The sequence below is a fragment of the Saccharothrix sp. NRRL B-16348 genome, from assembly GCF_001280085.1.
Lineage (GTDB): Bacteria > Actinomycetota > Actinomycetes > Mycobacteriales > Pseudonocardiaceae > Actinosynnema.
Window position 1 is genome coordinate 100434 of sequence record NZ_LGED01000214.1, and the last position, 22943, is coordinate 123376.

The window sequence follows — 22943 nt, forward strand, 5'->3', positions numbered from 1 at the left end:
TTCAACGTTCGGCCGACTGACCGGTATGCCTGAGCGTTGAACTCAGGGTGCGCGAACATAGGACTCTCGCGCCTTGAGCGTAGGACTCTCGCGGGCTGAACGTAGGACTCTCGCGCGTTGGAGGTTCGACACGCGGGTTAGAAGTGGCCGTGGCGGCCTTCGCCCTGCTGGAACCGGCGGAGGCCCTTCTCCACCTCCACCAAGGACACCCGCCCGTGGTCCAGCTCGTTGGCCAGGGCGGTGTCCTCCGGCAGGCCCTCCTGTTCCAGCAGCGAGAGGCGGTCGTGGCGCAGGCACGCCTGGGGGAACGCGGCCAGTTCCAGTGCCAGTGACTCCGCGGCCGAGCGCGACGTGCCGGCGGGCACCAGGCGGTTGACGAGGCCGATGGCCAGGGCTTCGTCGGCGGCGACCGGCCGGCCCGTCAGGACCAGGTCCAGGGCACGGGACGTGCCGATCAACCGCGGCAGCCGCACGGTGCCGCCGTCGATCAGCGGCACGCCCCACCGGCGCGAGAAGACGCCGAACACCGCGTCCGAGTCGGCCACCCGCAGGTCGCACCAGAGGGCCAGCTCCAGGCCACCCGCCACGGCGTGACCGGACACGGCGGCGATCACGGGTTTCGACAGCCGGAGTCGCGTCGGACCCATCGGCCCGGACGGCGACTCGGCGTCGTTGCCCCGCGGCGTGCCCAACGCCTTCAGGTCAGCGCCCGAGCAGAACGTGCCGCCTTCACCGTGCAGCACGGCCACCGCCGCGGTCGGGTCCTCGTCGAACTCGCGGAACACCTCGGTCAACGTGTGCGCGGTCGGCCCGTCCACCGCGTTGCGCACGGCGGGCCGGTTCAGCAGGACCGTGAACACCGGTCCCGACCGCTCAACCCGGACGGCGCTCACGGCTTCGGCAGCCCCCGTTCGACGATCGCGCCGAAGTCGACACCGCGCGGCAGCGTGCCGAACGCCACGCCCCAGTCGCCGGACAGCCGCGACGCGCAGAACGCGTCCGCCACCGCCGGGTGCCCGTACCGCACCAGCAGCGAGCCCTGCAACGCCAACGCCATCCGCTCCACCAGCCTGCGCGCCCGCACCTCGCGGTCGGCCACATCGGTCAGCTCATCCTTGAGCCCGTCGACCGCCGCGTCCAGCCGCCGATCGGCGCCGCGCGCCGCCGCCAACTCGCCGAAGAACTCCTCCACCGCCTCCGGTGAACGCCCGAGCGCGCGCAGCGCGTCCAACGCGGCGACGTTCCCCGAACCCTCCCAGATGGACATCAACGGCGACTCGCGGAACAGTCGGGGCATCCCCGAATCTTCGATGTACCCGTTGCCGCCCAAGCACTCCAACGCCTCGGCGGCGTGCGCGGGAGCCCGCTTGCACACCCAGTACTTGCTCACCGCGAGCCCCAGCCTGCTCCGGTTGCCCGCCAGCCACAACGCGACCGTGGTCGCCGCCTCCGACTCCACCGCCAGGTCGGCCAGCACGTTGCGCATCGCGGGCTGGTCGACCAGGTAGGCGCCGAACGCCTTGCGGTGCGCCGCGTGGTGCGTGGCCTGGGTCAACCCCAGCCGCATCCCGGACGCCGAGCCGAGCACGCAGTCCAGCCTGGTCGTGTTGACCATCTCGATGATGGTCCGCACGCCCCGGCCCTCCTCGCCGACCAGCCACCCGACCGCGCCGTCGTACTCCAGCTCCGCGGACGCGTTCGACTTGTTGCCGAGCTTGTCCTTGAGCCGCTGGAGGAACATCGCGTTGCGCGTGCCGTCGGGCAGCACGCGCGGCAGCACGAAGCACGACAGGCCGCCCGGCGCCTGCGCCAGGGTCAGGAACAGGTCCGACATCGGCGCGGACGTGAACCACTTGTGCCCGGTCAGCAGGTAGTGGTCACCGACGGGCACGGCACGCGTGGTGTTCGCGCGCACGTCCGAGCCGCCCTGCTTCTCGGTCATCGACATGCCGGCGATCAACCCGCGCTTGGCCGACGGCTCCCGCAGCCCGAAGTCGTACTCGCGCGACGCCAGCAGCGGCTCGAACCGCTCGGCCAGCGCGGGCGTCGTGCGCAACGCGGGCACGGCGGCGTACGTCATCGAGATCGGGCAGCCGTGGCCCGCCTCGGCCTGGCTCCACACGTAGAACTTGGCCGCGCGGGCGACGTGCGCGCCCGGCCGGTCGTCCTGCCACGGCGCCGCGTGCAGGCCGTTGGAGACCGCCGTGCCCATCAGCTCGTGCCAGGCGGGGTGGAACTCGACCTCGTCGACCCGGTGCCCGTACCGGTCGTGGGTGTGCAGCACGGGCGGGTGCGCGTTGGCCAGTCGTCCCAGGTCCTGGACGTGCGGCGTGCCCGCGAGCACGCCGAGCGCGCGCACCTCGGGTTCGGCCCACTCCGCGCCGCCGCGCCGCAGGCCGTCCAGCAACGCCGGGTCGGCGGCGACGTCGTGCCCTGCCAGCGGTGGGACCTGGTTGGTCACCTCATGAGTGGCGTGCGTCATAACCACCTAGCGTACTACTCGCCGGTAACTTGTAGAGGGCAGAAATTTGGGGGTGCTGATCAAGCTCCGGCGGCCTAACGTCGTTGCCGTGAGGGATCACCGGCAGGGCCAGGAGTCCGACCACGAGCGGGCGGTGGCCGCGTTGCGCGGCCAGTACGCGGCGATCCCGGAGGGCGCGCCGGTGCGCCTGGCCAAGGCGACGTCGAACCTCTTCCGGTTCCGCGCCGACCAGTCCGGCGGCCTCGACGTCGCCCGGTTCGACCAGGTCCTGTCGGTGGACGCCGACGCGCGGACCGCGCAGGTCCAGGGCATGACGACCTACGAGCACCTGGTCGACGCCACCCTGCCGCACGGCCTCATGCCGCTGGTCGTGCCGCAGCTCAAGACGATCACCCTCGGCGGCGTCGTGGCGGGCCTGGGCATCGAGTCCAGCTCGTTCCGCAACGGCCTGCCGCACGAGTCCGTGCGCGAGCTGGAGATCATGACCGGCGACGGCGAGGTCGTGGTCGTCGGCCCGGAGGACGATCTCTTCCGGGGGTTCCCGAACTCCTACGGCACGCTCGGCTACACGCTGCGGCTGGAGATCGAGCTGGAACCCGTGCAGCCGTACGTGCGGCTGCGGCACGTGCCGTTCGCGGACGCGGCCGAGTGCGCCCGGATGATCGCCGAGGTCTGCGCGGAGGGCTCCTACCAGGGCGAACCGGTGGACTTCGTCGACGGGACGGTGTTCTCCGGCGGCGAGCAGTACGTGACGCTGGCCAACTGGTCCGACCACGCGCCGTTCACCTCGGACTACACCGGCAACCAGATCTACTACCGGTCCATCCAGCGGCGCAGCGTCGACTACCTGACCGTGCGCGACTACCTGTGGCGGTGGGACACCGACTGGTTCTGGTGCTCGCGCGCGTTCGGCGTGCAGCACCCGGTCGTGCGGCGGCTCGTGCCCAAGCGGTACCTGCGGTCGGACGTGTACCGCAAGGTGGTGGCGTGGGACCGGCGGCACAAGCTGTCCGACCGGTTGAGCAAGGCGGTGCAGGAGCCGGTGATCCAGGACGTGGAGATCCCGGTCGACCGGCTCGCCGAGTTCCTCGACTTCTTCCACCGGGAGATCGGCATCAGCCCGGTGTGGCTGTGCCCGGTCCGGCTGCGCCGCCGGGCGGACGGCAGCCGTGCGGTCTGGCCGCTCTACCCGATGGACCCCCACGTGCTGTACGTCAACGTCGGCTTCTGGTCGACGGTGTCGTTGCGGCCCGACGAGGAGCTGGGCAGCCGGAACCGGCTGATCGAGGAGAAGGTCACCGAGCTGGGCGGGCACAAGTCCCTCTACTCCGACTCCTACTACGGCGAGGAGGAGTTCTGGGACAACTACAACGGCCCGACGTACCAGGACCTGAAGAAGCGGTACGACCCGGCGGGCAGGCTGCCCGATTTGTACGCCAAGTGTGTTCTCCGTAGGTGAAGGGAGCCGGGGCCATGCGGTTGGCGGAGGTGTTCCAGCGGGCGGTCGGAGGCGGCGCGTCCGTGCGGTTCAGCGCGTACGACGGCAGCAAGGCGGGGCCGGCCGACGCGGGTGTGAGCATCGAGGTGCGCACACCGGAGGCGTTGTCGTACCTGGCATCGGCGCCGGGTGAGCTGGGCTTGGCGCGCGCGTACGTGACCGGGCACCTGGAGATCATCGGTGACGTGTACGGGGCGTTGAAGCAGCTGTCGGAGATCTCGCTGCGGGAGGTGCCCTGGGGCGAGCGGATCGAGCTGCTGGCGACGCTCGGGCGCACCAGGCTGGGCACGAAGATCGAGGTGCCGCCGCAGGAGCGCCGGTTGCGGGGCCTGCGGCACTCCAAGGCGCGCGACCGCGAGGCGATCGCGCACCACTACGACGTGTCGAACACGTTCTACGAGTGGGTTCTCGGGCCGTCCATGGCGTACACGTGCGCCGTGTACCCGACCGCGGAGTCCACTCTGGAGGAAGCGCAGTTCGCCAAGCACGACCTGGTGGCGCGCAAGCTCGGGCTGAAACCGGGGATGCGGCTGCTGGACGTCGGCTGCGGCTGGGGCGGGATGGTCATGCACGCCGCGCGCGAGTACGGCGTGCGGGCGCTCGGCGTGACGTTGTCGCGCAACCAGGCGGAGTGGGCGCAGAAGGCCATCGTGGAGGCCGGGCTGTCCGACCTGGCCGAGGTGCGCTACCTCGACTACCGGGACGTGCGGGAGACCGGGTTCGACGCGGTCAGCTCGATCGGCCTGACCGAGCACATCGGCAAGGCGAAGCTGCCCGCGTACTTCCGGTCGCTGCACGACAAGTTGAAGCCGGGCGGGCGGATGCTCAACCACTGCATCACCCGGCCGGACAACAAGCAGCCGGCGCGGACCGGCGGGTTCATCAACCGGTACGTGTTCCCGGACGGCGAGCTGGTCGGGCCCGGGCACCTCGTGTCGTTGATGCACGACACCGGGTTCGAGGTGCGGCACGAGGAGAACCTGCGCGAGCACTACGCCATGACGTTGGCGGCGTGGTCCGAGAACCTCGACAAGCACTGGGACGACGCGGTGACCGAGGTGGGGCTCGGGCGGGCGCGGGTGTGGCGGCTGTACCTGGCCGCGTCCCGGTTGGGCTTCGAGCGCAACAACATCCAGCTGCACCAGGTGCTGGGCGTGAAGCTGGACGGCACGACGTCGCACATGCCGTTGCGCCCGGAGTGGCTCGGCTGACGCGTCCGGCGGCGTGCGGTCCCCGACCCGCACGCCGCCGAACGCCCTCCCCCTGGTCACAGCTGGTCGATGAGCTGCCGAACCTGGTTCGACGGGATCGCGAACCCGATGCCCACGCTGCCCGCCTGGCCGCTGTCGGACGCGGGCGAGTAGATGGCCGAGTTGATGCCGACCACCTCGCCGGCCGCGTCGACCAGCGGACCGCCCGAGTTGCCCGGGTTGATCGACGCGTCGGTCTGGATCGCCTGGTAGCTGACCGACGACGCGCGGCGGCCGGTCGACGTGCCCGGCACGGTCACCGTGCGGTCGAGCGCGCTGACGATCCCCGACGTCACGGTGCCCTGCAGGCCCTCGGGCGACCCGATCGCCACGACCTCGTCACCGATCTTCACCCGGTCGGAGTCGCCGAACGTCGCCGGCGTCAGCCCGGTCACCCCCTCCGCCTGCACGACCGCCAGGTCGCTCGACGCATCCGCACCCACCACGGTGGCGTCCACGGTCCGCCCGTCGCTCAACGTCACCGTGACCCGTTGCGCGCCCGCCACCACGTGGTTGTTGGTCAGGATGCGCCCGTCCGAGGTCAGCACGACCCCGGAACCGAGGCCCTGCCCCTGCCCCGACGCCACGTTCACCTGCACCACGCTCGGCAGCACCCGCGCCGCGACGCCCGAAACGTCCACAGTGGACGACGCGTTCGACGCGACCTGGCCGCTCACCGGCGCCACTGCGGCGGGTGAGGCGTTCATCGCGCCGACCACCCCGCCGGTGACGCCGCCGACCACCGCGGCGACCAGCGCCGCCGAGGTCGCGATCACACCGGTCCGCCGCCACAACGGCGGCCGCTCCTCGATCGACCCGCTCACCGCGGGGAAGTCCTCTGTCGTCATGACCCCAGCGTCGACCCGGACCCTATGCGCAGCCTGAGCGTGAGGTCAGGACTTGCCAAGAATCCCGCGGACCTCGTCGGACGTCAGCAGCGCCGAGCCGAACAACGGCCCCTGCGCGCCCGTCACGCCCAGCTCCACCAGCCGCCGCGCCTCGAACTCCGTGCGCACGCCCGCCGCGAACAGCGGCAGCCCCAACGTCCGCGACCACGTGAGCAGCGCCACGGCCGCGCTCTCCTCGAGCCGGCCCGCGCCCTCCGCCAGCCCGTACACCGGCGAGCCCTGGAACTTCACCGCGGTCAGCGGGATCCGCCGCAACCGGTCGATCGGCACGTTGCCGCCGCCGACCTGGTCGAGCACCAGCCGCACGCCGTGCTCCGCCAGGTACGTCAGCTCGTCGACCTGGTCCTCGTTGATCAACGCGGGCAGCTGCTCGCTCAGCTCGAACTGCAGCAGCCGCGCCGGCAGCCCGCTCTCCCGCAACGCCCGCCGCACGGTCGCCACCAGCTCCGGCTCCTGGCACTCCCGGGCGGTCAGGTCCATGCTCAGCACGGGCGCGGCGTCGCCGAACTCGGCGTGCCACCGGCCCGCGTCGGCGCACGCCTGCGCGATGGCCCACTTGCCGAGCCGGGCCGCCATCCCGGTGCACGTCGACAGCGACACCAGCTCCTGCGGGTCGAGCACGCCCTCCGTCGGGTGGTCCCACCGCAACCGCGCCTCGACGGCCAGCAGCGCGCCGTCGGCCAGCGAGTGCACCGGCTCGTAGTCGACCCGGAACTCGCCCTGCTCCAGCCCGCCCGCGATCGACGCCGCCAACCGCATCCGGGCCCGTTCCCGCTGGTCGCGCTCCTTGTCGTAGAGCGCCCACTGCGCCTTGCCGTCGTCCTTGGCCCACCGCACGGTCAGGTCGACGCACCGCAGCAGCTCGGCCGCGTCGGCGCCGCGCGCGGGCCGCACCACGATGCCGACGCTGGCGGTCACGCCGATACCGTCGTCGTCCACCCACACGGGTTCGGCGAACAGCTCGACGGCGGACTCGGCGAGCGCCACCACCGTCGCCGCGTCCATCGGGTCGGGGATCAGCACGGCGAACTCGTCCGGTCCGATCCGCGCGAGCTGCCCGATCCCGTCGAACACCGACCGCAGGTGCCCGGCGACCGCGGTGAGGATCCGGTTGCCGACCTCGTGCCCGTACGCGTCGTTGACCACGCGGAACCCGTCGAGGTCGAACACGACGAGGGCGAGCGTCGTGGGTCCGCGGGAGCCGACCGCGCCCTCCAGCCAGCCGACGAACTGCGACCGGTTCGCCAGGCCGGTCTGCATGTCGTGCAGGCTCTGCCGCACCAGCTGCTTCTGCAGCGCGCGGATCTCGTCCACGCTCTCGATCATGGTGACGTAGTACGCGGGCGCGCCGTCGTCGTCACGCAGCAGGGCGAGGGCGATGAGCACGTTGACGAGTTCGCCGTCGGCGCGGACCAGCCGGGTCTCGATGCGCACGTGCTCCTGGCCGGCGTGTAAGAGCTGGGCGATCCGCGAGATCACGTGGCGCTCGTCCGGGTGAACCAGGTCGCGGCCGAGTGAGCCGATCAGTTCCTCGGAGGTGCGGTCCAGCATGGCGAGCATGGCGTCGTTGCAGTCGAGGATCACGCCGTCGGCGTCGGAGACCGTGATGGCCAACGCCGAGGTCTGGAACACGGCGCGGAACTTCGCTTCACCGGTCCGTGCCGCGGATTCGGCCGATCGAGTGGATCTCAGCTCGTGGTTCTGCTCCTGCTCGTCCAGCGAGCGCTGGCACAGCGCGTCGGTGAACCCGGCGGCGAGCGCGCCCAGCGCGGCCATCAGGCGACGGGTCTCGACGTGGGCGGCCAGGTGCTCGCCGACGAACGCGAGCGTGCGCTCCAGCGTCTCGGCGGCCACCAGGCCGTGCTCGACCAGGCCGCGGCCGACTTCGCGTGCCGCTGCCGGGGACCCGTCGTCGTGGACGGCGGCGTGGAGGGTGGCGGTGAGCCCGGTGAGCAGGTCCGCCAGCCGGTCGTCGGGCGCGGTGGAGGGCGGCGCGGTCGAGAGGGCGGCGGTCGGTGCGATGGTGGCGGCCCAGTCGCGTGCGAACGCGACCCGGGATGGTCCGGGCTCGTCACCGAGTCTCGCCGCGTCTGCCATCGTCATGTGGCTCTGTGTGCCATTCGTCGCTCCGACCTGCGCATTTCTTGACTATTGTCACTCGAATGGGGTAATGGGGACCATGGGTCCCGGTCAGCTTACTTGTCGCCGGTCGACGTTCGGCAAGACGATCAGCGCTTGTCTTCAGCGCGCCGTGATCTTGGCTTCGCGGTTTGACCTCCAGTTAACGCGAGGTTTTAACGTCGTCGCCATGGCTGTGACTGTGCTGGGACTGGGGGAAATGGGGAGCGCGCTCGCTGGGGCGTTCCTCGACGGCGGGCAGCGGACCACGGTGTGGAACCGCTCTCCGGGCAAGGCGGACGCGCTCGTCGCCAAGGGTGCGGTGGGCGCGGCGTCGGCGGAGGAGGCCGTGGCAGGCAGTGAGCTCGTCGTGGTGAACGTGAAGGGGAACGACGCGGCGCGTTCGATCCTGGCGTCGGCCGGGTCGTTGGCGGGTCGCGTGGTGGTGAACCTGACCGACGGGACGTCGAGCGAGGCGCGTGAGCTGGCCTCCTGGGTCGCGGAACGCGGTGCGGCGTACGTCCACGGGCAGATCATGACCATCGCGCCGGCGATCGGGCACCCGGATTCGGTGGTGTTCTACGGGGGTGATGAGGCTGCTTATCGGCACCACGACGAGGTGTTGTCGTTGTTGGCGGGGCGCGGATCGTTCCTGGGGGATGACGCGGGCGCGCCGGCGCTGTTCGGGATGGCGATGAACGGCACGATGTGGGGCACGCTCAACGGGTTCCTGCACGCGGCGGCGTTGTTGTCGAGCCAGGGCGTGGAGGTGAAGCGGTTCGTGGAGGAGGCGTCGGCGTCGTTGACCGGGCTGCTCGGCTACCTGCCGTCGTTGGCGGAGGAGGTGGACCGGGGCGAGTACGCGGTGCCGTTCGGCGCTTTGAAGCACCACCTGCCCGCCGCGGAGGACCTGGTGCGGGAGAGCCGGGAGCGGGGGATCGACGTCGAGTTCCCGTCGTACACCTTGGAGATGCTGCGTGCCGTGGTCGAGGCCGGGCACGGCGACGACAGCTACTCGCGGGTGGTGGAGCGGTTCCGGTCCGGGCCGGCGGCGTCCTGAGCGTTGAACTCACGTGTTCTGAACGTAGGACACGCGCGTTCTGAACGTAGGACACGCGCGTTCTGAACGTAGGACTCTCGCGACCTGAGTGTTCGACACGCGGTACCTGGAGGTTCGACACGCGCGGGGTGAACGGAGGGCTCGGTTCACCCCGCGCGAGCGCGGTTGAGGCGCGTGGAGGTTGAGGCGCGTGGAGGTCAGGAGACGGTGGAGAGGACGGAGGCGATCCGGGTCGCGATGCGGTCGTTGTCGGTCGGGGCGAGGCTCAGCCAGCCGTCCTCGTGGACCATCAGGTAGCGACCCTGGTGCGTGTCGAACCACGTGATCAGGGCGCCGGCCCGTTCACGGCGGTAGCCGCCGCCCACGGTGACCCCGAACTGGCCGCCCGCGACCCGGCTCGTGGCCAGCTCGCTGACCACGGTCGCGTCCTCGCGCGACAACCCGGCCTTCTGCAACGCCTCCCGCTCGTCCAGCTCGCCGCTGCCCCACGGGTCATCGTCCTCGTCGTCCGACTGCTCGTTCTGCAGCGCCACGGCCGCGTTCAACGTCTCCAGCCGCAGCGACAACGCGCTGCCCGGCCCCGCGGACCCGTCCGGCAGCACCTCGACGATCGACCTGGCCAACGCCGTCGGCCGGATCTCCAGCACCCCGATCGAGCCGCTGTCGATCACCGCCAGCGCCGCCCGGTCGCCGTCGGACACGGCCACCGCGCGCACCGACCGGTCCACGTGGGCGACCGCGTCCACGGCCACCTCGTGGTGGCCGAGCAGCCGGAGCAGCGTCACCAACCGGGGGTCGGGCTCGCCGTACGCGGCGAGCACCTCCTCCCGCAACCGCTTGCGCTCCTCCTCGGAGTCGCCGAGGCTCGGCACGTCGAGCGGGTAGGGCAGCCGGCCGAGGTCGAGGTGGTCCCAGAGCACGTCCAGCTCGCGTGGCGTGAGCACGAACTCGGGCTCGATCACGACTGGTCGCCCTTCTTCTTCGGCTTCGAGCCACCGATCACCGACGGGGGCAGGTTCTCGCCGGGCACCTCGAAGATGTCCTCGCCGCGGATGTACGCCGCCGCCCGGTGCTCCTTGTCCTCGCCCTGCTGACCACCCGCGCCGGCGCCGCCCATCGGCGCGCCACCCGCCATCGGGGTGCCCGCCGCCGCGCCGCCGCCGGGACCGAAGCCGCCGACGGGCATCGGGCCGCGCGCGCCCGGGTTGCCGACCGCGCCGGTCGAACCACCCGCGGCGAGCGAGCCGGCGCCGCCACCACCGGCGCCACCGGAACCGGTCGGGCCGAAGCCGCCGGCGCCGCCACCGCCGAAGCCACCGCCGCCGCCGCCGAAGCCGCCGGGGGGCATGCCGCCGCCGGGCACCCGTGCGCCGGGCGGCATGCCACCGCCGCCGCCGGGCGTGCCCTGCACCGGAGGAGTGCCGGGGCTGCCGGCCGGGACGTAGTTCGGCGGCTTCACGCCGGGCGGCAGGGTGCCGCCGCCCTGGCGGGGCGCCGTGTTCGGGTTGGCGGGCTGGTACGGCGGCACGTAGCCGCTGCCGGGCGGGGTGTAGCCGCTGCCGGACGGCGGCGTGTAGTTGTAGCCGCCACCACCGGCCGGCGGCGTGTACGGGTTCGCCACCGGCACCTGGGCCGCCGCGGCGGCGGCCGTGGTGCCCTCGGGCCGGTACATCGGCTGCTGCGGGGTCGACGGGATCGACGGCGCCGTGCCCGCGGGCGCGCCGCTCGCGTACGTGCCGCTGCCGTACGACCCGGGAGCCGGCTGGTACGACGCCGCGGCGGGCGAGTATCCGCCCGGCTGCGTGGCGGGCGTCGACTGCGTCGGCTGGTACGCCTGCGCGGGCTCCATCGGCCGCAACGCCTGCATCTGCTGCGCCGGCTGCGTCGCCGTGTAGCCCGACGTCGCCGTGCCGCCGCCCGCACCACCGGCGCCGTCCACGGCCGCGCCCGCCAACGTGGCGGTCGACATGGTGCGCATCAGCGCGACCTGCGGCTCCTCGACGCGGCCGGTGACCGGGTTGAACGGCGCGCTGAACTGCGGCGTGGTCTGGTCGACCGCCTGCGACTCGCGCTCCATCGTGCTCATGACCGTCACGGCGTGCTCGTGCAGCGCCCGCGCGTGGTCGTTGGCCGCCTGCACGTCCGCGGCGGAACTGGCCAGGCCCTGGATGCCGCCCGCGGTGAACACGCCGGTGGCCTGGTCCCAGTTGAACTCGACCGGCTCGGGCATGGAGGCGCGCGCGTTCTCCATGATCTGGCTCTCGTCCTGCACCCGCTTGCCGACCTCGACCGCGGTTTCGGCGGTGTGCGTGACCCACTCGGCCAGGCCCTTGATCGCGAGCCGCGCCGCGTCCGCCGCGTCGCCCGTCCAGCCGGACTCGCTGACCGCGACCCGCTCGTTGATCAGCCGCGCGGCCTCGGTCAGCTCGGTGCCGAACTGGCCCCACTCCGCGCCGATCTCACCCGTCTGACCGGGGTCGTTGTTGTTGTGCACCGCCTCGTAAAGCTCGCGGTGCGACCGGGACGCCCAGTTCTGGGTGTCGGTCAGGACCAGGTCCAGCTCGCGGTCTTCCCGGGCCAGTCGCTGCACCTGGTCGGCCTGCACTTCCACGCGCTCCGTCGCCATCGCCAGCCCCCTAGTTCCCGCTCAGCCTGCGCAGCTCGACGCTGCTCTCGTCGTCGACCTCGGTGAAGTTGCGGATCGCGTTCTGCACCGAGTCGTGCGTCTGCTGGAGCACCTCGCGGTAGGCCGTCATCACGGCCACGAACGACCGCGGGTCGCCGTCGGCGCGCGTCTCGAACTTCTGCGCCAGCCGGTCGCCGACGGGGTTGCGGCCGATCGGCGCGGGACGGGCCAGCCGGCCGGCGCGCTCCAGCCACGAGTCGACCTGGTCCATCTGCTCCAGGAGCATCTTGCGCAGTTCCTCGCCGGTGGCGGGATCGAGTGACACCCGGCCGGAGTTCACGGTCTCCTGGAGGGCCACGACCTGACCGTTCACGGTCGGGACCTCCTGGGGCGGGGCCACTTCATCCCCGTTTTCGGCGATGTACATCGGTATCCCTCGCGAAGGCAGCCTGCTGGACGAAACCGACCATTCACCTGTCCTCCAACGCCCGGCCAACGCGCGCCCAACGCGGCCCGCCGGACTGCGGTGACGACTGTGGGAAACTCTTCGACTACACGGTGACAACGCCGAAAGGGCTTGCGGATGCGGGTGAACCTGCTTGGCCCCGTTGAGCTGGTTTCCGCAGGTGGGGAAGCCGTTCGGTTGGGCGCGGCCAAGCGGCGGACGGTGCTGGCGGCACTCGCGCTCGAACTGAACCGCGTGGTGTCCGGCGACCGGCTGCTGGAGCTGGTGTGGGACGGCTCACCCCCGCCGCAGGCGAAAGCCGCCCTCCAAGGGCACATCGCCCAACTCCGCAAGGTCCTCGCCGGGGGTGTCGCACTCGTCACGCGCGCGCCCGGTTACGTCCTGACCGGCGAACGCGCCGCCGTCGACGTGTTCCGGTTCGAGGACCTGCTGGTGAGCGCGCGCGAGGCGACCGACGAGGACGCGGTGCGGCTGCTGCGGGACGCGTTGGCGCTGTGGCGCGGGCCGGTGCTGGCCGACGTGCCGGGCGACCAGTTGCGGGAGGCGGTGTCGGCGCGGCTGGAGGAGCTGCGGCTGGTGGCCGTGCAGGAGCTGGCGACCCGGCTGGCGCGGCTGGACCGGGCGGCGGAGGCGGTGTCCGGGCTGCGTGACGCGGTGGACGCGAACCCACTGCGCGAGGCGTTGGTGTCCCGGCTGGTGCTGGCGCTGCACTGGACGGGGCGGCAGGCCGAGGCGCTGGCGTTGTTCCACCGGACGCGGGAGCGGCTGGCCGACGAGCTCGGCGTCGACCCCGGGCCGGAGCTGCGCGAGGCCTACCAGACCGTGCTGTCGGGCGACACCGCGCCGCCCACGCCGGTGGACCGCGCGCCCGCCCAGCTGCCGCGTGAGCACCGCGGGTTCGTCGGGCGCGAGGAGGAGCTGTCGGACCTCGGCGCGACCCTGACCGGGCAGGACTCGGCCATCGGGCTGCTGGTGGGTCCGGCCGGGGTGGGCAAGACGGCGTTGGCGCTGCGCTGGGCGCACGGCGTGGCGGACGACTTCCCGGACGGGCAGCTGTTCGTGAACCTGCGCGGGTTCGACGAGACCGAGCCGCTCGACCCCCGCACGGCGCTGGTCGGGTTCCTGCGGGCGTTGGGGCTGACCGACTCGCAGATCGCGGTGGACCTGGAGGACCAGGCCGCGCAGTACCGGTCGTTGCTGGCCGGGCGGCGCGTGCTGGTGTTCCTGGACAACGCCCGGTCGGCCGCGCAGGTCCGGCCGCTGCTGCCCGGCTCGCCGCGGTGCCTCGTGCTGGTGACCAGCAGGCACCGGCTGGACGACCTGGTGGTGACGGAGGGCGCGTCGTCGCTGCACGTGCCGACGTTGCCGGAGTCGAGCGCCGAGGACCTGCTGACCGCGGTGCTGGGGCGGCAGCGGATCGAGCAGGAGCCGGACGCGGTGGCGGAGCTGGTGGAGCTGTGCGACCGGCTGCCGCTGGCGTTGCGGATCGCGGGCGCGCGACTGGCGTCACGGCCGCGGTGGACGATCCAGTCGCTGGTGGACGAGCTGCGCGACGAGCAGGGTCGGCTGTCGGCGTTGTCGTTGCCGGAGGCGGGGCGCGGTGTGCACGCGGCGCTGGCGGTGAGCTACCGGGAGCTGCCGGAGGGCGCGGCGCGGCTGTTCCGGCGGCTCGGCCTGCACCCCGGGACGGACCTGGACAGCTACACGGCGGCGGCGTTGCTGGACATCAACGTGGTGAGCGCGCGGACGCACCTGCGGACGCTGGCGTACGCGAACCTGCTGCACGAGTCGACGCCCGACCGCTACTCGCGGCACGACCTGGTGCGGCTGTTCACCCACCACCTGGCGGCCACCGAGTCCGAAGTGGACAACCAGGTGTCGACCAGTCGGCTGCTGGACTACTACCTGCACGTGGCGGACCGGGCGCGGGCGCACCTGTCCGACCACGTGCGGCCGTTCGGGCCGGCCGAGCACCGGCCCTCGTCGTTCCCGGAGCTGTCGTCGCACGCGGCGGCGCTGGACTGGTTCACGCTGGAGGAGGCGAACCTCGGGCTCGCGCTGGACATCGCGGTGAACGGCGGGCAGCGGGAGCGGACGTGGCAGCTCGCGCTGTGCCTGGACGCGTTCCACTTCCGGCGCGGCAACCGGCTGGACCGGTTGGCGTTGTGCCGGATCGGGTTGGCGGCGACGCGGTCGTTGGGCGATCGGCACGCGGAGGCGACGTTCCTGCTGCGGTTGGGTTCGACGTTGGCCGACCTGGACCGGATCGACGAGGCGATCGAGGCGTGCACGCGTGCGGCGGCGTTGGCGGACGGCGACCGCCACCTGGAGCTGGCGGCGTTGGCGAACCTCGGGTACTGCCTGATGGCGGACGACCAGCTGGACCGGGCGCAGGAGACGATCCTGGAGGCGCTGGAGGTGGCGCGGGAGGTCGGTGACAACCGGTCGCAGGCGAGCATCCAGAACAACCTGGCGAACGTGCTGCTGCGCAAGCACCAGCCGGAGGAGGCGTTGCGGCACGCCACGGAGGCGCTGGGCCTCTTCCCGTCCGCGCCGTCCAAGGCGCACACGGCGACCCTGCACACCGTGGGCACGGCGTCCCAGCAGCTGGGCCGTGCCGACGAGGCGCTGGAGTCGTACCGCGCGGGCCTGGCGCTGGCGGCCCGCTTGGGCGACCGCTACCAGGAGGCGTTGTGCCACCGTGCGATCGGGGACGTCCTGGAGCAGTCGGAGGGCCACGCCGCCGCCCGCCCGCACTGGCTGGCCGCCCTGCACCTGTACCGCGACCTGCGCCTGGACGACGCCGACGACCTGGCCCGCAAACTGGACCTGCCGGCCATCGCCTGACCGTTGAACTCACCGCACCTGAACGTAGGACACGCGCGTCCTGAACGTAGGACTCTCGCGACCTGAGTGTTCGACACGCGCGTCCTGAACGTAGGACACGCGCGAGAGTCCTACGTTCAGGTTGCGCGTGTCCTACGTTCGCGTCGCGCGTGTCCTACGTTCAGGTACGGCGAGTTCAACGTTCAGGTCAGCGGCGGGCTCGGGTGCCGGTCATCGAGACCGGGTAGGGGCCCGCGGTGGAGCCGTCCGGTTGGTCCAGGGAGGCGTCGCCCGTGGTGCGGAAGCCGTCGGACGAGAGCACGCCCTCCTGGTGACCGCGCACGGTGCCGAGCAGGGTGCCGTCCGGGGCGGGCATGGGATGGGTCAGGTCGAAGCCGAACGTGGTCGGCGAGGTGTCGCGCCAGCTGCCCGTGCCGACCCACACCGGCTCGCCGCCCGCGCCGACCTGACCGGTCAGCTCGACGCGGTGATCGGCGTGGAACACGATCACCACCCTGGTCGGCGGCTTGCCGGGCGACCGCACGGTGGTCTCCCACCGGCCCACCACCGAGTCCGCGGCCGAGTCCGTCGGGGCGGTGGCCGAGGCGGCGGTGGTCGGGGCGAGTGCGAGGACGGCGGCGACCAGCACCGCGCCGGTGCGGACGGCGTCGAGCAGCGTGCGCGGGCCGGCCAGTCGTTCGATCATCGGTGCTTCCCTCGTGCTCGGCGGATGATCGTCCGACTGTGCCGGTGGGTGTTGTGATCTTTTCTATAGCCCGTCAGCCGGTCGCCTCGGCCGCCGCACGCCCAGCCACCCGGCCGGAGAAGATGCAGCCGCCCAGGAACGTGCCCTCCAACGCGCGGTAGCCGTGGACGCCGCCCCCGCCGAAGCCCGACGCCTCACCGGCCGCGTAGACGCCGTCGAGAGGGGTGCCGTCGGCCTTCAGGACCCTGGCCGACAGGTCGGTGTGCAGGCCGCCCAGGGTCTTGCGCGTCAGCACGGACAGGCGCACGGCGATCAGCGGCCCGGCCTTGGGGTCCAGCAACGGGTGCGGCTCGACCACCCGGATCAGCTTGTCCGTGATGAACTTCCGGGCCTCGCGCATGGCGTTGATCTGCATGTCCTTGCCCAGCCCGGAGATCACCTGCCGGTCGCGCTGCACGATGGTCCGCCGCAACGCGCCCGCGTCGATCAACGACGTGCCGGTCAGCTTGTTCATGCCGGCCGCCAGCTCCTCGGGCGTGCGGCCGAAGATGAACTCCTCGGACCGCTTCGCGAACTCCTCGACCGGCGCGACCGCACCGGGCAGCGCCCGCTTCAGCACGGCGCGCACGTCCTTGCCGGTCAGGTCGGGGTTCTGCTCCGACCCGGACAGCGCGAACTCCTTGCCGATGATCTTGGAGTTGAGCACGAACCACGAGTAGCCGTGCCCCGTCTTCACGATGTGCTCCAACGCGCCCAGGGCGTCGAACCCCGGGAACAGCGGGATCGGCAGCCGCGAGCCGGTCGCGTCGAGCCAGAGCGACGACGGTCCGGGCAGGATGCGGATGCCGTGCCTGCTCCACACCGGCGCGTAGTTGGCGATGCCCTCGGGGTAGTGCCACATCCGGTCTTCGTTGATGATCTCGCCGCCGGAGTCGCCGACCACGCGCAGCATCTCGCCGTCCACGTGGTCCGGCACGCCCGACAGCATGTGCTCGGGCGGCGTCCCCAACCGGGCAGGCCAGTTGCGGCGCACCATCTCGTGGTTGGCTCCGATGCCGCCGGACGTCACCACCACGGCCTGCGCGCGCAGGTCGAAGTCGCCGGTCGCGGTCCGCGAGCTGGGCTCGCCCCGACCGGCCGTGCTCGCCTCCAGCACCTCGCCGCGCACGCCGTCCACCGCGCCGCCGGTCGTGGTCAGCCCGGTCACCCGGTGCCGGAACTTCAGCTGCACGAGCCCGCGCGCCACGCCCTCGCGCACCCGCCGCTCGAACGGCGCCACGATGCCCGGACCGGTGCCCCACGTCACGTGGAAGCGCGGCACGGAGTTGCCGTGCCCGTCGGCCAGGTACCCGCCGCGCTCGGCCCACTGCACGAGCGGGAACCAGCGCACGCCCATCGCGTGCAGCCACGACCGCTTCTCGCCGGCCGCGAAGTCCACGTACGCCTCGGCCCACCGACGCGGCCAGTGGTCGGCGTCCCGGTCGAACGCGGCCGAGCCGAGCCAGTCCTGCAGGGCGAGCTCCGCCGAGTCCTTGACCTTCAACCGCCGCTGCTCGGGGCTGTCCACCAGGAACAACCCGCCGAACGACCAGAACGCCTGACCTCCGAACGAGGCCTCCGGCTCCTGGTCGAGGAGGATGACCTTGCGCCCGGCGTCGACCAGTTCGGCGGTGGCGACCAGCCCCGCGAGGCCCGCTCCGACGACGATGACATCCGCGTCATGTGCCATCGGGCGAGTCTAGATCGAACTTCGGCGGTGGACGAGAGTTGAATAACATTCACTTTAGGGAGTGGTGACGGTGTCGTACACGGGTGACGTCGGCGAGGTCAGCGCGGTGTGGCGGCCGGTGGCGGAGGTGCCGACCATCGACCGGCCGCTGACCCAGGCCAGGCTGGTCGGGACGGGCGACGTCACGCGCGGGGAGTTCGGATTGTTCGAGTGGCGGATGCGCCCGCACGCCGGCGGTCCGGCGGCGCACTTCCACAAGACGTTCTCGGAGTCGTTCTACGTCATCTCGGGAACGGTCCGCCTGTTCAACGGCGAGACGTGGGTGAACGCGGCCCCGGGCGATTTCCTCTACGTGCCGGAGGGCGGCGTGCACGCTTTCCGCAACGACGCCGACGAGCCCGCGTCCATGTTGATCCTTTTCGCGCCCGCGCCGCCGCGCGAGGAGTACTTCCGGGAACTGGCGGAGATCGCGGAATCGGGCCGGACGCTGAGCCCGGACGAGTGGACCGAGCTGTACGCCCGGCACGACCAGTACATGGTCTGAACTGCGACTACGGGAAGTAAAGGCCGCCGGCCGTTCGGTGGGGGGAACCGTCCGGCCGACGGCGGTCGGGCGTGCGTGGGCGCACCTGCAACGTCTCGGGGAGAGGTGCCGCGCAGGCCTGGGGGGAGGTGCCTCGCGGGCCTGACGTCCGGTGCGGCGTCCACGTGCCGACCAGCAGTAGAACGGGCGGTGACCTGCGGGTGTTCCCCGGATGGCGTCGGGGTGGCGGGGGTCACGGGGAGTGTCGGGCCGGCCGTGCCGGCGGGTGCCGGGCTGTGCGAGGGCTGTCGGCCGGCTGTCCGGAAGCTGTCGGCGGCGTGGTGCGGGACGTGCGCGGAGGCCGTCGGAGGCGGTGCGAAGGTGGCGCTGAGGCGGGTGCGGCGCGGGGTGTCAGGCGTCGCCGCGCAGTTCCGTCATCCGGGCCTCGGCGCCCGCGAGCTTGTCCCGCGCGGTCTCGGCGCGCCGCTTCGCCTTCGCCAGCCTGGTCGACGCCTCCTGCTCCGCCTGCTGCGCCCGGCGCAGTTCGGCGCGCAGCGTGGCGGTGTGCTCCTCGCGCTCGGTCAGGGTCTGCTCGGCCTCCGTGACGGCCGCGTCCGCCTTCCGCACGTCCGCCTGAGCCGTGCTGATGTCGTCACGCGCCCGTTCGAGCTGCCGTTCCCGGCGTTGCTCACGGCGTGGCGCCAAGTCGTCGCGCACCGGGGTCGCGGTCTCGCTCAACGGGCCGAAGCCGGACTGGTCGACCGGCTTGACCAAGCGTCCCGCCCGGATCCGCGCGGCGAGCACGGCGTCGGCCAGTGCCGCGGTCAACGTCGTCCGCACCTGCTGCACGGCGTCCGGCCCGAGCGGCTGCCCGGCGTCGACCGCGAACAGCTCCACCCGCCGCACGAGCGCGCTCAGCACGGCCCGTCGGCGCGCGCCCAACTGCCGCAGCGCACCGCCGCGCAACTCCTCCTGCGCGGCGCGCAGCTCGTCACCCAGAGCGAGCGCCTCGGCCAGGTCGGACGCGCCCTGGCGGGCCAGGAGGTTCAGCGCCCACGCCGACGAGGTGGGCTTGCGCAGGGCCGAGACCTGCTTGGCCAACGCCTTGTCGCCGCGGTCGGCGGCGCGCTTGGCGTGGGCGTCCCGGGCCGCGACGAACTCCGCCGGCGGCAGGGCGTAGAGCTCGTCGGCTATCCGGTCGATCGGCGCGGTGTCCACGATGTCGACCAGTGTGCTCGCCATCGCGTTGATGTGCGATTTGTTACGGATTTCCCACGCTTCCGGATGGTTCACCGTTGACAGTGTTTGACATTCCGGCCGGTCGGCTCTTGACTGGAGAGGTCGCGCCCGTTCCGGTGTTGTGCGGCACTTCTCGCGTGTTCGCGCAATACGCCGTTCAGTCCAATGTGGACTTTCCTATTAGGCTGTTCGTCTGATTGTTACCCGGGTGTCGGGGGGATGTGCTTGCGCCAATCTTTCCCCACGAAGGGTTTGCGCCGTGATCAACTCAGGAAGCCGGTGGAGACACCGCACCAGTGCGGCCTTGCTGGCCGCCGTGCTGGGCACCACTGGGTTCGGCTTCGCCGCCGGGTCGGCCGTCGCGCAGGAGGCGCCCTCCGCGCCTGCGCCCGCGGACAAGCAGCTCGACAAGCAGGACCGGGAGCGCATCGCCGAGGCCGAGCAGGCCGGCCAGGCGAACGTCACGCTCCTCGTCGCCGCCGAAGAGGGCAAGCTGGACTCCGCCGCCAACGACCTCAAGGCCCTCGGCGGCGTGGTCGAGTCCACCGAGCGTGACGTCGACTACCTCAAGGTCTCGGTGCCGCGCGACTCCGCCGAGAAGGCCGCCAAGCTCGCGTCCGTGAACGCGGTGGACGTCGACGGCCTGGTCGTCCTGGACAACCCGCGCCCCGAGGGCGCGACGACCCCGCTGCCGCAGACGGCGCCGGGCAAGTCGACGCCCAAGAAGAACCCGTACATGCCGACGCAGGACACCAAGGCGGCGCACTTCACCGACGAGCACCCCCAGTGGGACGGCCGCGGCACGACGATCGCCATCATGGACTCCGGCATCGACCTGGACCACCCGGCGCTGGCGACCACCACGACCGGTGAGCGCAAGATCGTCGACTGGTACAACGCCAACGCCACCAACTCCGGCGACGGCACCTGGCTCCAGGTCTCCGGCCGCTACAACGGCGCGTTCACCTGGGGCGGCGCGTCCTACCAGGCGCCCGCGGCCGGTGGCCCGTTCAGCTTCGGCCTGTTCCGCGAGACCGCGGGCGACCTGGCCGCGGCCAACAGCGAGACCGGCGGTGACATCAACCGCGACGGCGACCGCGTGGACTCCTTCGGCGTGCTGCAGGACATCACGACCAAGGAAGTCCGGGTCGACACCGACGGCGACGGTGACTTCACCGACCAGACCGCGATGATCGACTACAAGTACAAGAAGGACGTCGGCCACTTCGGCGCGGACAACCCGGCCACGCCGGTGCTGGACACCGTGGCGTTCGTGGTGCAGACCGACAAGTCGAACTACGACGCGACCGGCACGGCGTGGGTCAACCTCGGCATCTCCGCCGCGGCCCACGGCACGCACGTCGCCGGCATCACCGCCGCCAACAAGATGTTCGGCGGCAAGATGGCCGGCGCCGCCCCCGGCGCGAAGCTCATGGGCGTCAAGGTCTGCCTGTCCACCCCGTCGTGCACCAACAGCGGCCTGATCGACGGCCTGCTGTACGCGGCGCGCAACGGCGCGGACGTCGTCAACATCTCCATCGGCGGCCTGCCCGCCCTCAACGACGGCAACAACGCGCGTGCGGAGCTCTACAACCGCACCATCGCCGAGTACAACGTGCAGGTGTTCATCTCCGCGGGCAACAGCGGCGCGGGCGCGAACACCGTCGGCGACCCGTCGGTGTCCACGGACGCGATGAGCGTCGGCTCCTACATCACCGCCGACACCTGGCTGTCCAACTACGGCTCGAAGACCGCGCAGAAGGAAGGCCTGCACGGCTTCTCGTCGCGCGGTCCGCGTGAGGACGGCGGCTTCAAGCCGAACATCGTCGCGCCCGGCTCGGCGATCTCCACCACGCCGCAGTGGCAGGCGCCCGGCCCGGTGGCCGGCACCTACGCGCTGCCCGCCGGCTACGCCATGTTCAACGGCACGTCGATGGCCGCGCCCCAGGCGACCGGCGCCGCCGCGCTGCTGATCAGCGCGTACAAGGCCGAGCACAACGGCGAGCGCCCGCCCGTCGCGGCGCTGCGCAACGCGATCCAGTCCGGCGCCAAGTGGGTCTCCACCCTCCAGGCGTACGAGCAGGGCGCGGGCCTCTTCGACACCAAGCGCGCGTGGACGCAGCTCAACGCGCACCCGGAGACGCAGGCGGTCTCCACGTCGGTGACCGTGAACACCGCGCTGTCGGGCCTGCTGGCGACCCCGAACACGGGCGTCGGCATCCACGACCGCGAGGGCGTCGTCGTGGGCAAGGAGTACACCCGCACGTACACCCTGACCCGCACCACGGGCCCGAACCGCAACCAGCAGTTCTACGTGAACTGGCAGGGCAACGACGGCACGTTCTCGGCCAAGTCCCTGGTCAGCCTGCCGCTGAACACGCCGGTGAAGTTCGACGTCAAGGTCAAGCCGACCAAGGCGGGCGCGCACTCGGCCGTGCTGCGGCTGGACAACCCGGGCACCCGCGGCATCGACCTGTTCACCCTGAACACCGTGTTCGCGGCGGACGAGTTCACCGCGGCGGGCAAGTACGCGGTGACCAAGACCGGCACGATCGCGCGCAACCAGTCGCAGAGCTTCTTCGTGAAGGTGCCCGCGGGCACGAGCGCGCTGAAGGTCGACATGGCGGCGGGTGGCGTCGAGGCGGGCAAGGGCCAGGTCCGGTTCCTGCGCTACGACCCGTACGGCGTGCCGTTCGACACCACGTCGTCGACCAACTGCTACAACCCCGACGCGGGCGCCGGCTGTGCCGGTGGCTCGCCGACCAGCCGCACGGTCAGCAACCCGCTGCCGGGCGTGTGGGAGATCGTGGTCGAGGGCAGGCGCACGTCCGACGCCGACGCCGCGCCGTACTCGGTGACGGCGTCCGTGCTCGGCACGGCGATCAGCCCGAACCCGGACACCATCGAGTCGGCCACGATCGGCACGCCGATCAGCCGCGAGTACACGGTGACCAACTCGCTGGCCGCGTTCACCGGCAAGCTCGCCGGCGGTTCGCTGTCCAGCGCCCGGATCGACCGGCCGACCATCGCGAACGCGGCGGTCCAGAACTACGACCTGACCGTGGCGCCGGGGTCGACGCAGCTGCGCGCGACGATCGGCAAGACGAGTGACGTGTCGGCCGACCTCGACCTGTTCGTCTACAACTGCACGACCGGCACCTGCGTGCTGGCCGGTCAGGCGGCGGACGGCGACTCGGAGGAGTCGGTGACGATCAACAACCCGGCCGCGGGCGCGTGGCGGGTCACGGTCGACGGCTTCGAGGTGCCCGCGGGCACCACGGAGTACGACTACATCGACCTGTTCGCCGCTGCCGGCCTCGGCTCGGTCGCGGTGACCGACACCGACTCCGAGCGCACCGCCGGTGAGACCTGGACGGTGCCCGCCACGGTGACGGCTGCCGGTCAGGCCGGTGCCGGTCGGGTGCTGCGCGGTGAGCTGACCGTGCTGACGTCGGACGGCGCGATCGTCGGCCGCGGCGCGGTGATCCTGCGGAACGTGGCCTGACGCCACC

16 protein-coding genes are annotated in these 22943 nt (G+C 71.9%); 6 read left to right on the plus strand and 10 right to left on the minus strand.

Going from position 1 to position 22943, the window contains the following annotated elements:
* Positions 1-137 precede the first annotated feature (137 nt).
* Together ADK67_RS28555 and ADK67_RS28560 are read right to left on the minus strand one after the other, a co-directional pair.
* Complete coding sequence (locus ADK67_RS28555) at positions 138-893, minus strand: crotonase/enoyl-CoA hydratase family protein (protein WP_053719612.1); 756 nt, start codon at positions 891-893, stop codon at positions 138-140.
* Positions 890-2482 carry an acyl-CoA dehydrogenase family protein gene (locus ADK67_RS28560; protein ID WP_053719613.1) on the minus strand — a complete coding sequence of 531 codons (1593 nt, stop codon included), beginning with the start codon at positions 2480-2482 and terminating at the stop codon, positions 890-892. Before ADK67_RS28560 ends, ADK67_RS28555 begins: the two co-directional genes overlap by 4 nt.
* Positions 2483-2570: 88 nt before the next feature.
* Between ADK67_RS28560 and ADK67_RS28565 the strand changes: the two genes are divergently transcribed.
* Both ADK67_RS28565 and ADK67_RS28570 read left to right on the plus strand, forming a co-directional pair.
* Positions 2571-3941, plus strand: a complete 1371-nt coding sequence (locus tag ADK67_RS28565; RefSeq protein ID WP_053719614.1) for an FAD-binding oxidoreductase — start codon at positions 2571-2573, stop codon at positions 3939-3941.
* A gap of 14 nt (positions 3942-3955) precedes the next feature.
* Positions 3956-5191, plus strand: a complete 1236-nt coding sequence (locus ADK67_RS28570; RefSeq protein ID WP_053719615.1) for an SAM-dependent methyltransferase — start codon at positions 3956-3958, stop codon at positions 5189-5191.
* Between the two features lie 56 nt (positions 5192-5247).
* Here the strand turns inward: ADK67_RS28570 and ADK67_RS28575 are convergent, their stop codons facing one another.
* The gene (locus tag ADK67_RS28575) at positions 5248-6078 is read right to left on the minus strand and encodes a S1C family serine protease (protein WP_053719616.1); all 831 of its coding nucleotides are present in this window, start codon (positions 6076-6078) and stop codon (positions 5248-5250) included.
* A gap of 45 nt (positions 6079-6123) precedes the next feature.
* Positions 6124-8241: a putative bifunctional diguanylate cyclase/phosphodiesterase gene (locus ADK67_RS28580; RefSeq protein ID WP_053719617.1), complete on the minus strand. Its 2118-nt coding sequence runs from the start codon at positions 8239-8241 to the stop codon at positions 6124-6126.
* A 205-nt stretch (positions 8242-8446) separates the two neighbouring features.
* Between ADK67_RS28580 and ADK67_RS28585 the strand changes: the two genes are divergently transcribed.
* Positions 8447-9316, plus strand: coding sequence for an NAD(P)-dependent oxidoreductase (locus ADK67_RS28585; protein WP_063797748.1), 870 nt, complete (start codon positions 8447-8449; stop codon positions 9314-9316).
* Between the two features lie 197 nt (positions 9317-9513).
* Here ADK67_RS28585 and ADK67_RS28590 read toward each other — a convergent pair whose 3' ends face one another.
* The 3 genes from ADK67_RS28590 to ADK67_RS28600 are packed head-to-tail and all read right to left on the minus strand — an operon-like array spanning position 9514 to position 12315.
* Positions 9514-10278: an ESX secretion-associated protein EspG gene (locus tag ADK67_RS28590; protein ID WP_053719619.1), complete on the minus strand. Its 765-nt coding sequence runs from the start codon at positions 10276-10278 to the stop codon at positions 9514-9516.
* Positions 10275-11942, minus strand: coding sequence for a PPE domain-containing protein (locus tag ADK67_RS28595; RefSeq protein ID WP_053719620.1), 1668 nt, complete (start codon positions 11940-11942; stop codon positions 10275-10277). Before ADK67_RS28595 ends, ADK67_RS28590 begins: the two co-directional genes overlap by 4 nt.
* Before the next feature lie 10 nt (positions 11943-11952).
* Positions 11953-12315 (minus strand): hypothetical protein, encoded by a 363-nt coding sequence (locus ADK67_RS28600; protein WP_231648391.1) that lies wholly within the window; start codon positions 12313-12315, stop codon positions 11953-11955.
* Positions 12316-12525: 210 nt separating this feature from the next.
* On the opposite strand from ADK67_RS28600, the gene ADK67_RS28605 reads away from it, so the two are divergent.
* On the plus strand, positions 12526-15255 hold the full coding sequence (locus ADK67_RS28605; RefSeq protein WP_053719622.1) for an AfsR/SARP family transcriptional regulator: 2730 nt from the start codon (positions 12526-12528) through the stop codon (positions 15253-15255).
* Positions 15256-15442: 187 nt separating this feature from the next.
* On the opposite strand, the gene ADK67_RS28610 is transcribed toward ADK67_RS28605, so the two are convergent.
* Both ADK67_RS28610 and ADK67_RS28615 read right to left on the minus strand, forming a co-directional pair.
* The gene (locus ADK67_RS28610) at positions 15443-15940 is read right to left on the minus strand and encodes a hypothetical protein (protein ID WP_053719623.1); all 498 of its coding nucleotides are present in this window, start codon (positions 15938-15940) and stop codon (positions 15443-15445) included.
* Between the two features lie 73 nt (positions 15941-16013).
* Positions 16014-17669, minus strand: a complete 1656-nt coding sequence (locus ADK67_RS28615) for an FAD-binding dehydrogenase (RefSeq protein WP_053719624.1) — start codon at positions 17667-17669, stop codon at positions 16014-16016.
* A gap of 70 nt (positions 17670-17739) precedes the next feature.
* Here ADK67_RS28615 and ADK67_RS28620 point away from each other — a divergent pair, with 70 nt between their 5' ends.
* Positions 17740-18213, plus strand: a complete 474-nt coding sequence (locus ADK67_RS28620) for a cupin domain-containing protein (RefSeq protein ID WP_082403952.1) — start codon at positions 17740-17742, stop codon at positions 18211-18213.
* A gap of 390 nt (positions 18214-18603) precedes the next feature.
* On the opposite strand, the gene ADK67_RS28625 is transcribed toward ADK67_RS28620, so the two are convergent.
* Positions 18604-19434 (minus strand): hypothetical protein, encoded by an 831-nt coding sequence (locus tag ADK67_RS28625; protein WP_053719626.1) that lies wholly within the window; start codon positions 19432-19434, stop codon positions 18604-18606.
* Between the two features lie 256 nt (positions 19435-19690).
* On the opposite strand from ADK67_RS28625, the gene ADK67_RS28630 reads away from it, so the two are divergent.
* Entirely contained in the window at positions 19691-22936 is a 3246-nt protein-coding gene (locus tag ADK67_RS28630; RefSeq protein WP_053719627.1) for a S8 family serine peptidase, read from the plus strand.
* Positions 22937-22943: the final 7 nt, after the last annotated feature.

Coding starts and splice junctions, on each gene's coding strand:
- ADK67_RS28560 (WP_053719613.1), bottom strand. CDS start 2,482: ATGACGCACGCCACTCATGAGGTGACCAACCAGGTCCCACCGCTGGCA.
- ADK67_RS28570 (WP_053719615.1), top strand. CDS start 3,956: ATGCGGTTGGCGGAGGTGTTCCAGCGGGCGGTCGGAGGCGGCGCGTCC.
- ADK67_RS28575 (WP_053719616.1), bottom strand. CDS start 6,078: ATGACGACAGAGGACTTCCCCGCGGTGAGCGGGTCGATCGAGGAGCGG.
- ADK67_RS28580 (WP_053719617.1), bottom strand. CDS start 8,241: ATGACGATGGCAGACGCGGCGAGACTCGGTGACGAGCCCGGACCATCC.
- ADK67_RS28585 (WP_063797748.1), top strand. CDS start 8,447: ATGGCTGTGACTGTGCTGGGACTGGGGGAAATGGGGAGCGCGCTCGCT.
- ADK67_RS28595 (WP_053719620.1), bottom strand. CDS start 11,942: ATGGCGACGGAGCGCGTGGAAGTGCAGGCCGACCAGGTGCAGCGACTG.
- ADK67_RS28605 (WP_053719622.1), top strand. CDS start 12,526: ATGCGGGTGAACCTGCTTGGCCCCGTTGAGCTGGTTTCCGCAGGTGGG.
- ADK67_RS28610 (WP_053719623.1), bottom strand. CDS start 15,940: ATGATCGAACGACTGGCCGGCCCGCGCACGCTGCTCGACGCCGTCCGC.
- ADK67_RS28615 (WP_053719624.1), bottom strand. CDS start 17,669: ATGGCACATGACGCGGATGTCATCGTCGTCGGAGCGGGCCTCGCGGGG.
- ADK67_RS28625 (WP_053719626.1), bottom strand. CDS start 19,434: ATGGCGAGCACACTGGTCGACATCGTGGACACCGCGCCGATCGACCGG.